Raw genomic sequence first — 14,938 nt, forward strand, 5'->3', positions numbered from 1 at the left:
AGAGGTATCCCGGCTAGCCTTGCATTCTATATGACGCTCCTGCATGCGCGGCGAGCGGACTTCTAGGCTTCCCAATCTTCCGATACGGATTTGTTCGGGTGACCAAGTCTTCTGTCTAGTTCAAGCGCCTGCGCGTCTGAAAGACGAACGTCCAGCGTGACAGAGCCATCCTCGTTGTCTTGGCGTCCATCAACGATGGCATTGCTGTAGACCCATGACAGAAGGTGAAGCTGATCGACGTCGAGCACAATTGAGCTTGTCACCAGAACGCCGGAGAGCCGCTGCGAGATTTCATCCATCAGGGCGTCAACACCCTCGCCTGTGATAGCTGAGACCGCACGGACGTTGGCACGTCCTTCCGCCTTGTGCATTATGGCGTCGTGCGTTTCCTGATCCAGCCTGTCGACCTTGTTCCAGACTTCGATGATACGCGCATCCGCGACTTTCTCATCGATTCCGAGATCGTTCAGAATACGAAGAACGTCAGACGATTGCGCACCATTATCAGGATCAGCCATGTCGCGGACATGAAGAATAAGGTCAGCCTCCAGAACCTCTTCCAGTGTCGCGCGGAACGCTGCAACCAGATGGGTCGGGAGATCGGAGATAAAACCCACCGTATCGGACATGATGACGGTGCGGCCATGCGGCAATTTCATGCGGCGCAATGTCGGGTCCAGCGTGGCGAAGAGCATGTCTTCTGCCAGCACGCCTGCGCCGGTTACACGGTTGAACAGGGTCGATTTTCCGGCATTGGTGTAACCGACCAGCGCCACGATCGGATGCGGCACCTTGCGGCGCTTGGCGCGATGGAGTTGGCGCGTGCGAACAACCTGCTCCAGTTCGCGCTCAAGCTTGACGATGCGATCCTGCAGCAAACGACGGTCAGCTTCGATCTGGGTTTCACCGGGGCCACCCATGAAGCCTGCGCCACCGCGCTGTCGCTCGAGGTGGGTCCAGCTTCTGACCAGACGGCCCTTCTGATAGTTCAGATGCGCAAGATCGACCTGAAGCGTGCCTTCTTTGGTATTGGCGCGACGGCCAAATATCTCAAGAATGAGGCCGGTGCGATCTATGACCTTGGCATTCCACTCTTTTTCGAGATTGCGCTGCTGAACCGGCGTCAAAGGATGATCGATGATGACCAGCCCGCAATCGGTTTCGTCCAGAAGCTGACCGATTTCCTCGATCTTCCCGCTCCCGAACAGTGTTCCCGGGCGTGGCTGGTTGACCGGCACGATCAAACCTTGGGCCACGTGAAGGTCAATGGCAAGGGCCAGACCCTTTGCTTCTTCAAGCTTCGCTTCCATCGAACGAGGGGGCGTCGTCGCAGAGGCTTCCTTTGGGGCGCGCCCCTGCTTCAGGACCGGAATAATGACGACGGCGCGCATGTCATCCCGACGCTTTTCCAGTTCCGGGATAATGGATTCATTCGATGTGTCGCGTGTAGAAATGTGCCCGCACCTTTCGGATCGTAAAGAAATCGCTCCATCAAGATATAAGAGCGCATGCGCCGAAAAACAACGGAACCTAGCTCAAGGTTCCGTTGTTGGCAAAATCATGACTGTCGTATTGTCGTCGTGGCCGCTAATTCAAGCGGCGCCTTCTTCCGACTCAAACATCTGCATCGGCTGACCGGGCATGATGGTCGAAATCGCGTGCTTGTAGACGAGCTGAGAGTGTCCGTCACGGCGAAGAAGAACACAGAAATTATCGAAGGATGTAACCACACCCGTCAGTTTAACACCGTTAATGAGAAATATTGTGAGCGAAATCTTCTGCTTGCGAACTGTGTTCAGGAAAAGATCTTGCAGGTTTTGAGAACGTTCCGCCATGGCGCCGCTTCTTTCTTTTTTGCCCGGATGGGAGACCGGGAATGCATAATCAATAATGGGATCGGCTGAACCTCGTCCCCGTGTCAGCCGATCAGCAACTCTGGTATCAAATCACGATCTGTTCCGCAATGTCGAAAAACTTACCCGGATTTACTAGGATGAGCTTTTTCACTTCATACACAATATTTTAGAAATATTGAATGGATACACGGAATAGCTGTTCTACCTCACGCACTGCATCCGATGACGCAAACAGGACAACGCGATCTCTCGCCTTGATTTTGGTACCGCCGTCCGGGCGGATCACGGTTTTGTCCCGGTAGATGACGCCGATGCGAACACCATCTGGCAACTCCATATCGCGCAGCGCCTGCCCCACCAGCGGCGACGTATCCAAGGCCTCGGCCTCAATAATTTCACCATTGCCGCGTTGCACCGCATAGACAGAACGGATGCGACCTTTCCGAACGTGTTGAAGAACACGAGAAATGGTGACCGCACGCGGATTGATATAGGCATCCAAACCCAACGACTTCGCGACATCGTGAAATGATGGGCCGTTCAGAAGTGCGAGATTGGATTTGCAGCCGAGTTGCTTAGCCATGACCGCGCCCAGAATGTTGGTCTGATCGTTGTTGGTCAGCGTCACGATCAGATCTGCATCCTGAATATCCGCCTGATGCAGGATTTTCTGGTCCAGGACCGAGCCATTCAGCACGATTGTCGAGTTGAGTTTTTCGGATGCCGCGATGGCGCGTTCACGGTCAGACTCAATGATCTTTACACGCGTTTTTGGCTGAACGTCTTCGATGCAGCGTGCCACATATTGGCCGATGTTACCGCCGCCTGCGATCACGATGCGGGCTGCCTCCTTTTCCTCGTGGCCGAAAAGACCAAGCGTACGGCGCGCGTGTTGGCGCTGGCAGATGACGTAGGCCAGATCACCGGTCCGAAGCTGCTCCGCCGAATCGACTGCTTTCAGATGTCCGTTGCGATACACACCCACGACTGTCGCAATCAGGTCGGGGAAAAGGTGGCTGAGCTGCTGCAAGGGCGTGTTGACGACAGGGCAGTCTTCCTTGCACTCGATGGCCAGCATGGAGACATTGTCGTCCGCAAAACGCACCACATCCGTCGCGCCCGGGAACGCGATACGCCGCAACACCATCTTGCCAACTTCGATCTCGGGCGAAATCGTCACATCGATGGACATGTTTTCGCGACTGAACAGATCACCGTATTCCGGCTGGAGGTAGCTTTGGTCGCGAATGCGCGCAACCTTCGTGGGGACGCTAAACAACGCGTGCGCCACTTCGCAGGCAACGATGTTGATTTCGTCGTACAGCGTCACGGCGATGATCATGTCTGCTTGATCGGCACCCGCTTTCGCAAGCATGTCCGGGTGCGAGCCATGCCCGACATATCCGCGCACATCCAGCGTTTCGGTGATGGCTGCAATCAGAGCGGCTGAGGTATCGATAACGGAAACCTCGTTATCTTCTCGCGACAATTGCTCCGCAATGCCGTAACCCACCTGGCCTGCGCCGCAAATGATGACTTTCATACGCTCTCTCTACAGGCCGGAACAGCAAATTTAGGATCGTCAGACGCCAAGCGACTTCAGTTTCCGATGGAGAGCGGACCGCTCCATCCCGACAAATTCCGCCGTGCGGGAAATGTTGCCGCCAAACCGGTTGATCTGCGCCACCAGATAATCCCGCTCGAACATTTCACGCGCTTCGCGCAAAGGAAGCGTCATGATGTGCTGGTCCCCCTGCGCCGCGATCTTCGGCAGCATGTCGCCAATATCGGCAGGCAGCATATCGGCGGAAATCGGCGTCTCGACATTATCGGGGCGTGCAAGGATCATCAGCCGCTCGATATTGTTGCGAAGCTGGCGGATATTGCCTGGCCAGTCGTGCGTCTGAAGCACAGCCATCGCGTCATCCCCAATCTTACGCGGACGAATACCTGCCTGTTCGGAAATCTGGCGCATAAACATATCGACAAGAAACGGAATATCTTCGCGACGTTCGGAAAGCGCCGGAACCTTGACCGGAACCACGGCGAGACGGTGATACAAATCTTCGCGAAACAGACCGTCTGCAATCAATCCTTCCAGATTATGGGCCGTGGAGGAGATGATACGGACATCCACCTTCACCCGTTTGCCACCACCGACACGCTCGAATTGCTGGTCGACAAGAACACGCAGAATCTTGTTTTGCGTTTCGCGTGGCATTTCTCCCACTTCGTCCAGATAAAGAACGCCGCGATGCGCCTCCTCCAGTGCGCCAACCTTGCGTGGCTGACCTGGAAGGCCTTCGGTGCCGAAGAGCGCAATTTCCATACGGTCAGGCGTGATCGTCGCGGCATTCAGAGCGACGAAGGGTCCTGTCGCCCGCGAGGACTTCTTATGGATCATACGCGCCACAAGCTCCTTCCCGGAACCGGACGGACCGAGAATCATGATGCGGCTATTGGTGGGCGAAACGCGGTCGATAGTTTGGCGCAGCTGCGAGACCGCCAGTGACGCGCCGATGAGCTCGACGGCATCTCCGGTGCGTTTTTTCAGTTCTGAAACCTCACGTTTCAGTTTTGAATTTTCAAGCGCTCGCTCGGCAATCAGAATCAGACGATCTGCTTTAAAGGGCTTCTCGATAAAGTCGAAGGCGCCGCGCTTGATGGCATTGACCGCCGTCTCGATATTGCCATGACCCGAAATCATTACGACGGGAAGATCGGGATGACGGCTTTTGATCTCATCGAGCAGCGCAAGACCATCCAGCTTGCTACCCTGCATCCAGATATCGAGAAAAATCAGCCTGGGAACGCGCTCGGAAATCGCGGCCAGCGCGCTGTCGCTATCGAAAGCCATACGTGTCTCATGGCCTTCGTCGGACAGAATACCGGCTACGATTTCGCGGATGTCCGCTTCGTCATCTACGACCAGAATATCAGACGCCATATGCAACTTCCTTGTCTCTCTCGCTTACCGCCACTTCGACACGCGGCAGCAGCACTCTGATCATGGCGCCGTGGCCGTGATCGAAATCGGTCGGCGCATCATGCAATTCCAGATGACCGCCGTGTTCTTCAATGATCTTCTTGACGATGGCTAGACCAAGGCCTGTGCCCTTTTCGCGCATCGTCATGTAAGGCTCGAGAATGCGATGACGGTTTTCGACTGGCAAACCACGACCGTTATCGATCACATCTGCAATAAACCGGTTGTTCTCCTCGTCAAAAGAGGCCCTGACGAGAACTCTTCCTTCGCGGGGCGCATCGCTCGTTTCAACCGACTCGATCGCCTCCGTGGCATTCTTGATGAGATTGCCGAAGGCCTGCTCGAGCATGCGCGAATCGAACATCGCCTCAAGTGGCTCGTCGCCCAGTTCGGTTGTGAATTTTACATGCGCTGCACCCATTTCCCTGAGGAATGTGGCGTCCTTGAGGATTGTCCGCAAATCGGACATCTCCTTGGTCGGCTTCGGCATACGGGCAAAGGCGGAGAACTCGTCGACCATGCGCCCGATATCACCAACCTGACGCACAATCGTGTCGGTGCACTGATCGAACACGGCACGGTCTGTTTCATCGTGTATCTGCTTGCCGAAGCGACGTTTGATGCGCTCTGCCGAAAGCTGAATCGGTGTCAGCGGGTTTTTGATTTCATGGGCGATGCGCCGTGCCACTTCCGACCACGCGGTCGAGCGTTGGGCGATGACGAGATCTGTGATGTCATCGAGCGTAATGACGTAGGATTCGTGGCCATCACGAGCATCCTCCCGCGTCACCTGAACGTTCAACGTACGCTCTTTACCGCGCCTGATGATATTGATCTGGTGGCGGAAATCCATCCGCGCGGACGCTGCGGCTTCCGTCACGACGTGCTCGATTTCAGGCGCGATCTCGACCAGCGGTGAACCCACCAGCTGTTCGGAGGAAACAGCCAGAAACTCTTCTGCGGAGGGGTTGGCAATCGTGATGTTGCGATGTTCGTCGACGCCGATCACAGCCGCCGTCACGCCCGATAGCACCGCCTCGATGAAGCGACGGCGGTTGTCGATATCATCCTTCGCCTCGATGATTTCGTCCTGCTGGCTGCGAATTTCACCAATCATCTTGTTGAAGGTTCGCGCAAGTCTACCGACATCTCCATCGGCCGCACGGACGGGTACAAGCACATGCATGTTGCCCATAGCCACACTATCGGCTGCGCTGATGAGCAGCCGAATCGGGCGCACGATACGGTCCGCAACAGCGATGGCGGTCCAGATGGCGGCAAGAAGAACGATGAGCGCAAAACCGAGATAGAGAATCGCAAACGCGATTTGCAGCGGTGCGCGACCCGCCTCCATGGCTTTATACTCGGCACGGTTTTCTTCCATCAACCGCATGGCTGACATGACCTTCGGGTCTACTGCGCGCACGGTGTAAAGAAACGTTCCACCGATACCCTCTAGCTTGATGATTGCGCCCACCAGATTGGTGACACCAGGAGGAATGAGGGTAGGCTGACCAGCGCCAGCCTTTTGAAGGGCATCCTGCGGAATGGCTGGAAGCGGTCTTTCTGTCTTGATGTCAGCCTGGACGACCGCATCGCCGTCTTGTTGCACCAGAAATGCGCCAAGCAGCCCGCGGCCCTTGGCCTGCCGCGTCATCAGTTCAACAAAGCCGGTGCGGTCAAGATAGAAAAGCGCGCGGTTACGATCTAGGTCAGTCGCCATGGAGAGCGTCTGGCCCTGCAAATAGCCCGCATTTTCAAGCATATAGGCTTGGGCAATATTGCTGGACGAATCGACAATGGCCTGAGTGCGCAGGGCAAACCAACGGTCGAGACCGACATTGAGCGTAATACTCGCAAAGATCGCCACCAGAACGGCGGGAGTGATCGCGACGATGGAAAAGAGAGCGACGATTCTCACATGCAAGCGCGCCGCCGCCCTGCCCCGTCGCCGCGCTTTCATGAGACGATTTATTTCGCGACCGATAAGGTACATCAGCCCGATGACGAACAGCGAGTTGATGATGACCGAAGCGATGACCACGTTTGTCGTCGGCGCAATCGGGGTCAATCCGAGCAGCACGAACAGGGTCAGCATCGCACAGATCAGCGCAACGCCTGCGAGCACCAGTCCAGGGAAGGCAAATGACATTCGCCGGTCGGCAATGACTATATCGGCCGACGCACGGTCGGAAACCTTATCTGCGACAGGTTTGCGCATCGATCATTTCCCAAGCCGCTTTATTGCGACATTATCGTCTTGCTAGAGAGAACGCCGTTCATCGACGAATCCAGACGTTCCCGTGATTTTCAAGCAACACTTTGTGGCGAAAATGCAACGACACACAAGCCTTGTCAACAGACTCAGGCAGTTCTAGAGCTCCTGTACACCGACACGCCGAGTTCCCGGATTTTCTTGCGCAACGTATTTCGGTTCAATCCCAGCAAGTCCGCAGCCTTGATCTGGTTGCCACGCGTCGCCGTCAGTGCAGCAAGAATGAGTGGATATTCCATTTCCCGCAGAACGCGATCATAGAGGCCCGGCGGAGGAAGGCTTTCGCCGAACCCTGAAAAATAATCGCGCATATTTTCTTCCACGGCCTGCGAGATCGTCAACGAGCCGTTGCGCACGGCTGTCCGATCAATCGGGCTGTCGGCCACATCGGACTGAAGCTCCTGATCGATGATTTCGCGGGTGATCACTTCCTGCGGATAGAGCGCCATCAGACGACGGATAAGGTTTTCCAGCTCACGCACGTTGCCCGGCCAGGCATAGGCCTTCATCAACTCCAAAGCCTCGGTCTCGAAGCGCTTACCCTCCAGCCCTTCCTTTTCACCGGTCTGGATGAAGTGGCGGACGAGGTCGGGAATGTCTTCCGCACGGTCACGCAGGGGCGGCAAGCGCAACGGTACGACGTTGAGCCTGTAGTAAAGGTCTTCGCGGAACAGACCCTGGTTGATCGAGGTCTTCAGATCCTTATTGGTCGCGGCGACGATGCGAACATCGGTGCGGATGGGCGTACGTCCGCCAACAGTGGTATATTCCCCCTGCTGCAATACCCGCAAAAGACGGGTCTGAGCATCCATCGGCATATCGCCGATTTCATCGAGAAACAACGTCCCACCCTCGGCCTGCTCGAAGCGACCGGTCGAGCGGTTTTGCGCGCCGGTAAAAGCGCCCTTTTCGTGACCGAAGAGTTCTGACTCGATGAGGTCTCGGGGAATCGCGGCCATGTTAATCGCCACGAACGGCCCGTTGCGGCGTTTGCCGTAATCGTGAAGCGCGCGCGCAACAAGCTCCTTACCCGTGCCCGACTCGCCGGTGATCATCAGCGTCAAATCCGTCTGCATCAGCCGCGCCAAGACGCGGTAGATCTCCTGCATGGCGGCGGACCGTCCGACCAGCGGCATGCCGTCTTGCATGTCGTCATCAAGCTTCGCAGGCTTGCGCTTGGGCTCGGACAGAGCGCGACCGATAATGGCGATCAGCTCCGTCAGATCAAACGGCTTGGGCAGATAATCATAGGCGCCTTTTTCAGAGGCCTTGATGGCGGTCATGAAAGTATTCTGGGCGCTCATGACCAGCACCGGAAGATCTGGTCGAGCTTTTTTGATTCGAGGAAGAAGGTCGAATGCGTTTTCGTCCGGCATGACCACGTCGGTCACGACAAGATCGCCCTCACCCGCAGAAATCCAGCGCCACAGCGTTGCCGCGTTGGAGGTAATGCGCACGTCGTACCCGGCACGGCTGAGAGCCTGATTGAGAACGGTGCGGATGGCCGCGTCGTCATCGGCCACGAGAATCGTTGCTGTCATCGATTAAGTCCTGTCGGGTTCGGCAAAATGCTGTCGTCCACCGCCACTTCGGGGGAAACAGGCATCAAAACGCGGAAAGTCGTGCGGTGGTTCTGGCTGTCGCATTCCACGATGCCACCGTGGGCACCGATGAGTTTCGCAACGAGGGCAAGGCCCAGACCGGAACCGTTTGTTTTTGTCGTAATGAAAGGGTCGAAAAGATGCGGCACGAGATCTGACGGAACACCCGGACCGTTGTCGACCACGCAAAATTCCAGCGGCAGCGAAATGCGCTCACGCGTCCCCGCGACAGACAGACGAATGCCCGGGCGGTAGGCCGTCGTCAGAATGATTTCGCCATCCTGCTGGTTGCTGACCGCTTCGGCGGCGTTCTTCACCAGATTGAGGAACACCTGCACCAGTTGATCGCGATTGGCATAGACGGGGGGCAAGGACGGATCGTAGTTTTCGCTGATCTTCACATTGCGCGCGAACCCGGCTTTTGCCACGGCCTTCACATGGTCCAGAACCGAGTGAATGTTGATCGGCATACGATCGACGGGGCGCTCGTCGGAGAAAATCTCCATTCGATCCACAAGAGATACGATGCGGTCGGTCTCATCGCAGATCAGCCGGGTCAGTGCGCGGTCTTCATCGGGAACGGATGTTTCGAGCAGCTGCGCCGCACCGCGGATGCCTGAAAGCGGGTTCTTGATCTCATGGGCCAGCATCGACGCCAGCCCCGTCACCGAGCGGGCTGCGGCACGATGCGTCAACTGACGGTCGATCTTGTCGGCCATGGAGCGTTCCTGAAACACCACCACAACCGAACCCGGCTCGCTGACGACAGGCGCAACGTAGAGATCGACCAGCTTGTCCTGGCCCAGACGCGGCGACGAGAGATCGACGCGGTACTCGTTGACCGGCGCACGGCGTTCGCGCACCTGATCGATCAGGGCGAGCAGTGGGCTACCAAATGGAATGAAGGTCGAAATGCGGTAACGCGCCAGGTGCGTGGCACTTGCGCCGAAAAACGCCTCTGCCTCCCAGTTGGCAAACGCAATGAAGCCCTCTCCATCGACCAGTATCACCGGGTTTTGAACGGCGTTGAGAACGGCCATGGCCAGCACATTGCTGCCACCGGGGGGTGCAGTCTCGGCACTCATGCGGCCTGCCTCGCGGCAGAGTTTTCCGCGCCCTGCTGCAGGGCCGAGCGCAGCAGGACTATCACCTGCGCCGTGTTTTTCGATGTCATGATGTCAACCTTGTCATCTGTCTTCATGTCAGGCGCAAATCGATCCAGATACCATCCGAGATGCTTGCGCGCGTGACGAAGCCCGGCTTCAATGCCGTAAAATTCCAGCATCAATTCATAATGTTCGACGGCGATATCAGCGATCTGCTCCGGCATCGGCGGTGCATGGCCTGCCAGAACAGCCGGCAACCACGGTTGCCCTTGCGCCCCTCGCCCCACCATGACGGCATCCGCGCCGGAGCGGCGCAGGATCTCAGAGGCATCGGCACTCGTTTCCACATCGCCATTGGCGATGAGAGGTACAGAGATGACGTCACGCACAGCCTTGATGGCATCCCAATTGGCGCGGCCTTCGTAAAACTGCATGCGTGTGCGACCGTGAATGGTGATGAGCTTGACGCCCATGGCCTCTGCACGCGCGGCAATCTCCGGGGCGTTGATGGAATCATCATCCCAGCCCAGTCGCATTTTCAATGTGACCGGTACGTTCACCGCTTTGACCGTCGCCTCGATCAGTGTCAACGCATGATCGGGCTCCCGCATCAGCGCCGAGCCGGAAAACCCACCTGTCACTTTCTTGGCCGGGCAACCCATATTGATGTCGATGATCCCGGCGCCATTATCTGCGGAGATTTTTGCGGCCTCGGCCATCCAGTAAGCCTCGCGCCCGGCAAGCTGGACCATATGCGGAACCATGCCCGCATTCTTCAGTCGTGCCCATGATTCTCCGCGATTGGCGACCAGTTCGCGGCTGGCCACCATTTCCGTCACCACAAGACCGGCACCGAAGCGCCAGGCAAGCTGACGAAACGGCAGATCGGTCACACCAGACATGGGCGCAAGCACCGCCCGGTTGCGAACGGTGACGGGTCCGATCTGAAATGGGTCTGACAGCTTCGAATTAAGCAAATGGTCAACTTTCATGCATTTTTCAAATTTGCATTATTTTTAGACAGTGTTCGTGCTCTTGCCAAGCGTTTTCACTGATATAGGCGTGTGTTTTTTTGACTTGCCGTTTTGTCGCGGCTTGAAGAGATCATACGCATCGAGGATGCGGGATAAGCCAGCGCGTCTGCCACTGGTCAACCTTTTCCTAAAACGCTAGACCAGCGAAGTAAACCGTTGAAGAAATGCATAAATGATATGGGTTCAATGCAGGAAAGCTCTATGAGAATCGGTATCGTCGTCGTGGCGGCAGGTCGTGGCGAACGCGCAGGCGCACCGGAAGAAGGCCCCAAGCAATATCGCCTTATCGGCGGCAAGGCCGTCATCGAACACACGCTCGTTCAATTTTTGGACTGGGAGCAGTCCACGCATATCGTGGTGGTCACCCATGCCGACGATCGTGCGCTGTTCGAACCTATCGCCCAAAGACTGAATGCACATGATCGGATCAGCCAAGTGACGGGCGGGCCGATGCGCCAGCAATCCGTTCTGGCAGGGCTTGAAGCACTTGAAGCTCACGACGTCACCCATGTCATGATCCATGATGCCGTGCGCCCCTTTATCGATGTCGATCTGCTGGAGCGTATCGCGAACGCCCTTGCTGCAGGCGCGCAGGCCGTTTTGCCTGCGGTGCCCGTCGCCGATACCTTGAAGCGCGGCCATGATGGCTATGTCGGAGAAACCGTCTCGCGCAGCCATCTCTACTCGGCACAGACGCCGCAAACTTTCGATTATTGTCTCATTTTAGGGGCGCATAGACATGCCGCCTCTTCCGGTCGCAGCGACTTTACCGACGATGCCGCGATTGCCGAATGGGCCGGCACACCGGTGAAGCTGGTGGATGGCATCGTCGATAACGTAAAACTGACTTTGAAACGGGATATCACCATGGCTGACGAAAAGCTTTCCGCCGCGTTGCCGGATGTACGCACAGGCAACGGTTACGATGTGCATCAACTGGGTGAAGGCGATGGCGTGACGCTTTGTGGCATCTTCATCCCCCACGATCAGAAGCTTATCGGCCACTCGGATGCAGACGTTGCGCTCCATGCCCTGACGGACGCGTTGCTGGCGACGTGCGGCGCCGGTGATATCGGCGATCATTTTCCGCCATCCGACCCGCAGTGGAAGGGTGCTGCATCGCGCATTTTTCTGGAACATGCGGCAAAGGTCGTGCGGGGCAATGGCGGCACGATCATGAATGCCGACGTTTCGCTGATCGCCGAGGAGCCACGGATCGGCCCTCACCGGCAGGCGATGCGTGAGAACCTTGCGGACATCCTCGACATCTCGCTCGACCGCTGCTCGGTCAAGGCAACCACCAACGAAACCATAGGCTTCGTCGGTCGGCGTGAGGGAATAGCCGCTATCGCAACCGCGACCGTTGTTTATCGCCAGAGGCCTGCATGAGCGTTTTTCCGTCAGACATCGAGGCGCTGGCACAAAAGATCGTGCACGACTTCACAGCACGGGGATACATGCTATCGACGGCGGAGAGCTGCACGGGCGGACTGATCGCCGGAGCGCTGACGGAGATCGCAGGGTCTTCCGCCGTGGTCGACCGTGGCTTCGTCACCTACACCAACGACGCCAAGATGGACATGCTCGGGGTCAGCACCCTGACGCTGGAAACCTTCGGTGCAGTTTCCATGGAAACCGCCTTTCAAATGGCGCATGGCGCGCTTTATCGATCACGCGCGCAGTTGTCCATTGCTGTCACGGGCATTGCCGGTCCCGGCGGCGGGTCCGCCCTCAAGCCGGTCGGTCTCGTTCATCTTGCTGCAAAGACACGTGCCGGTGATATCCTTCACCGGGAGATGCGGTATGGAGATATCGGACGCGACACGGTTCGGCTCGCGACGGTCAAGACATCCCTTGAGATGCTGATTGAACTGTCTCAGTCGGTATAGATCTTGTCGGCGCGCGCTTCGAACGCTTCCGCGAACATGCGAAATGCGCGGTCGAACATCGAGCCCATGACAGCGCCCAGAAAACGGCTCTTGAACTCGTAATCGATAAAAAAGTAGACTGAGCAGCCACCATTTTCGCCAGGTTCGAAACGCCAGCGATTGTCGAGATATTTGAACGGCCCATCCAGATATTTAACATCGATGGCCGATTCCTCAGGTTTGAGAAGAACCTGAGTCGTGAAAGTCTCACGAATGGCTTTGTAGCCCACCGTCATATCCGCCACCAGCAAGGTCTTGGTGTCGCGTTCTTTTCTGGACCGAACGGTCAAACCATCGCAAAGCGGCAGAAATTGGGGATACGTCTCCACATCGGCAACGAGATTATACATCCGTTCGGGAGAGTGTTTGACAGGGCGGCGTGTTTCGAATTGCGGCATGAGGGGCAGTTAATGCGCCGCGCGAACAAGATCAAGAAGCTGACTGGCCTGCGCTCTGGATTTCACCTGAAATATTGGCACGTGCGGACCGTAAAGCTCGAAATTGCGCAGGAATATGGGCGCGTGGTGCTTCTCGAAGTTCCAGATGTAGCTGAGGAACTCCCTGTCAGGCCATTGCTCCACGCAACCTGTCGCCATATCCGGCCGTGTCTTCCCATAGCTCTTAGCCACTCGCTTCAAAACGCTCCAAATGCAGATGAGACGTGATATGCGTACCCATATAATGAAATCTGTTCTTGGCAGCCTTAAATCGAAGCTAGATGGGTTGCTACCATCCATAATCCAGCGGTCGTTTTGGATGAACTCTGAAATCATCTGACGTTGCTCGGCGCGCTCTCTGGGCACCCAACCAGGCAACCAGAAGAATTCTTTATCCATCGAAATGTGTGTGAGGCCTAAGCGTTTCGCAATTTGGCTCGATAGCGTCGTCTTCCCGCCCCCTGAGGAGCCGACGACCATGATGCGGGATGCCTTGGATATACGCTCGGCGGCTTCCTCGATGCTGTTGATGGCGACCATCTCGTCTACCCTTGCATAGCAGTTTGCAGAAATTGACTATTGCAACCCGACCGGGCTCGGCGTTATTTAACAACAACGACGATTGCAGCCTTGGGATGCAACCAAACAACCGAGTGATACGATGGACGATTTTGCCAACATCATCAACCTTCTGGAATCCGCAAAACAGCTGGCATCCATGAACAGCATGCCGATGCTTGCCTATCTCATCGACGTTGCCAAGTGCGAAGCACGGGAAAACAAACCGGTGCTGCGCAAGCGCAAGCGCGGCGAATCGACCATCAAGCAGGAAGCCGAGGCTTGAGATTTTGGCTGGCGGTTTGCCTGCCGACATGAAATCATCCAGTCCATAGGTGGCCGCGTCGCGGCCATCTTCCGTTTTGGGAAGGGAGGGTCGTGGAATGAAAGCCGTGTCTGTCGATCTGCGCTCCTACCGCCACGAAACGCCGAATGAGCGTCATGCCTTCGTGCAGATCGTTCTTCCCGTTACAGGGCAGCTCGAAATAGACGTCTGCGGTCTTCAGGAGAAACTATCCGCTTCCAAGGGCGTGATCGTTCATCGACATACCGCCCACACGCAAACCAGTGATATCTTGAACCGCTCGCTGGTCGTCGATATCGACGAACAGTCAGTGCCTGCGCAGATTCTCGACAGGTTCGCGTCGACGCCCTTTATCGATCTCAACACGCGCACCACCAAGCTCACCCGCTACATGCACGATTTGATTCAAAGCGGCGAACAGGATGCCAAGGCCAGCCTCGCCTGGGCGCCGATCCTTCTCTCCAGTCTCGTGGACGAAAATCCCGATCTTGTTTCCCGATTGACCGCTTTGAAAGCCCTCGTGGAAATCAATCCGCTCATGCCGTGGCGATTGGAACGCATGGCAGACCAGGCCGACATCAGTGTCAGCCGCTTGCATGCGGTTTTCCGCGAGCACTTCGACGAAAGCCCGCATCTCTGGCTCCGCGATCTGCGCATGAAGGCGATATGCAGGCTTCTGACAGGCTCAAACCTGCCAATTGCGCAGATTGCCGACCGGGCAGGTTTTTCCGATCAGACTGCCCTCACCCGCGCCATGAAGAAAACCATGGGCACCACACCCGCCGCCTATCGCCGTGAGTTTTCAGCGCTGCCGCAGTAGTTTATGTCAAGACAGCACCCATCCGCCGTGGCA

At 56.6% G+C, this 14,938-nt stretch carries 14 protein-coding genes; 4 read left to right on the forward strand and 10 right to left on the reverse strand.

Annotation, left to right across the window (positions count from 1 at the left end):
- Positions 1-62 precede the first annotated feature (62 nt).
- From hflX to dusB, 8 genes are all read right to left on the reverse strand, one after another.
- Positions 63-1,391: a GTPase HflX gene (gene hflX, locus RMR21_RS07150; protein WP_498669965.1), complete on the reverse strand. Its 1,329-nt coding sequence runs from the start codon at positions 1,389-1,391 to the stop codon at positions 63-65.
- 201 nt (positions 1,392-1,592) lie between these two features.
- Complete coding sequence (hfq, locus tag RMR21_RS07155) at positions 1,593-1,835, reverse strand: RNA chaperone Hfq (RefSeq protein ID WP_003496145.1); 243 nt, start codon at positions 1,833-1,835, stop codon at positions 1,593-1,595.
- A gap of 187 nt (positions 1,836-2,022) precedes the next feature.
- Positions 2,023-3,399: a Trk system potassium transporter TrkA gene (gene trkA, locus RMR21_RS07160; RefSeq protein WP_498669966.1), complete on the reverse strand. Its 1,377-nt coding sequence runs from the start codon at positions 3,397-3,399 to the stop codon at positions 2,023-2,025.
- Positions 3,400-3,438: 39 nt separating this feature from the next.
- Positions 3,439-4,803: a nitrogen assimilation response regulator NtrX gene (ntrX, locus tag RMR21_RS07165; protein WP_498669967.1), complete on the reverse strand. Its 1,365-nt coding sequence runs from the start codon at positions 4,801-4,803 to the stop codon at positions 3,439-3,441.
- Positions 4,793-7,063 (reverse strand): sensor histidine kinase NtrY-like, encoded by a 2,271-nt coding sequence (locus RMR21_RS07170; RefSeq protein ID WP_498669968.1) that lies wholly within the window; start codon positions 7,061-7,063, stop codon positions 4,793-4,795. Before RMR21_RS07170 ends, ntrX begins: the two co-directional genes overlap by 11 nt.
- Positions 7,064-7,206: 143 nt before the next feature.
- Complete coding sequence (gene ntrC, locus RMR21_RS07175; protein WP_498669969.1) at positions 7,207-8,658, reverse strand: nitrogen regulation protein NR(I); 1,452 nt, start codon at positions 8,656-8,658, stop codon at positions 7,207-7,209.
- On the reverse strand, positions 8,655-9,803 hold the full coding sequence (locus RMR21_RS07180; protein WP_498669970.1) for a two-component system sensor histidine kinase NtrB: 1,149 nt from the start codon (positions 9,801-9,803) through the stop codon (positions 8,655-8,657). The genes ntrC and RMR21_RS07180 overlap by 4 nt, the downstream gene beginning before the upstream one ends.
- Positions 9,800-10,816 (reverse strand): tRNA dihydrouridine synthase DusB, encoded by a 1,017-nt coding sequence (gene dusB, locus RMR21_RS07185; RefSeq protein WP_498669971.1) that lies wholly within the window; start codon positions 10,814-10,816, stop codon positions 9,800-9,802. The genes RMR21_RS07180 and dusB overlap by 4 nt, the downstream gene beginning before the upstream one ends.
- 243 nt (positions 10,817-11,059) lie before the next feature.
- Between dusB and RMR21_RS07190 the strand changes: the two genes are divergently transcribed.
- Positions 11,060-12,247, forward strand: a complete 1,188-nt coding sequence (locus RMR21_RS07190) for a bifunctional 2-C-methyl-D-erythritol 4-phosphate cytidylyltransferase/2-C-methyl-D-erythritol 2,4-cyclodiphosphate synthase (protein ID WP_498669972.1) — start codon at positions 11,060-11,062, stop codon at positions 12,245-12,247.
- A complete protein-coding gene (locus RMR21_RS07195; protein ID WP_498669973.1) occupies positions 12,244-12,747 on the forward strand; it encodes a CinA family protein in 504 nt (167 codons plus the stop codon). Before RMR21_RS07190 ends, RMR21_RS07195 begins: the two co-directional genes overlap by 4 nt.
- Here RMR21_RS07195 and RMR21_RS07200 read toward each other — a convergent pair.
- Both RMR21_RS07200 and RMR21_RS07205 read right to left on the reverse strand, forming a co-directional pair.
- Positions 12,735-13,184, reverse strand: a complete 450-nt coding sequence (locus RMR21_RS07200) for a type II toxin-antitoxin system RatA family toxin (protein ID WP_498669974.1) — start codon at positions 13,182-13,184, stop codon at positions 12,735-12,737. The two genes, RMR21_RS07195 and RMR21_RS07200, sit on opposite strands and share 13 nt — an antisense overlap.
- Before the next feature lie 9 nt (positions 13,185-13,193).
- Complete coding sequence (locus tag RMR21_RS07205; RefSeq protein WP_498669975.1) at positions 13,194-13,763, reverse strand: P-loop NTPase family protein; 570 nt, start codon at positions 13,761-13,763, stop codon at positions 13,194-13,196.
- A 121-nt stretch (positions 13,764-13,884) separates the two neighbouring features.
- On the opposite strand from RMR21_RS07205, the gene RMR21_RS07210 reads away from it, so the two are divergent.
- Positions 13,885-14,067, forward strand: coding sequence for a hypothetical protein (locus RMR21_RS07210; protein WP_174153199.1), 183 nt, complete (start codon positions 13,885-13,887; stop codon positions 14,065-14,067).
- A gap of 97 nt (positions 14,068-14,164) precedes the next feature.
- A complete protein-coding gene (locus RMR21_RS07215; protein ID WP_498669976.1) occupies positions 14,165-14,905 on the forward strand; it encodes an AraC family transcriptional regulator in 741 nt (246 codons plus the stop codon).
- Positions 14,906-14,938 lie beyond the last annotated feature (33 nt).

Origin of the sequence: Agrobacterium sp. rho-8.1, from assembly GCF_033957725.1 — a bacterium.
Taxonomy (GTDB): Bacteria; Pseudomonadota; Alphaproteobacteria; order Rhizobiales; family Rhizobiaceae; genus Agrobacterium.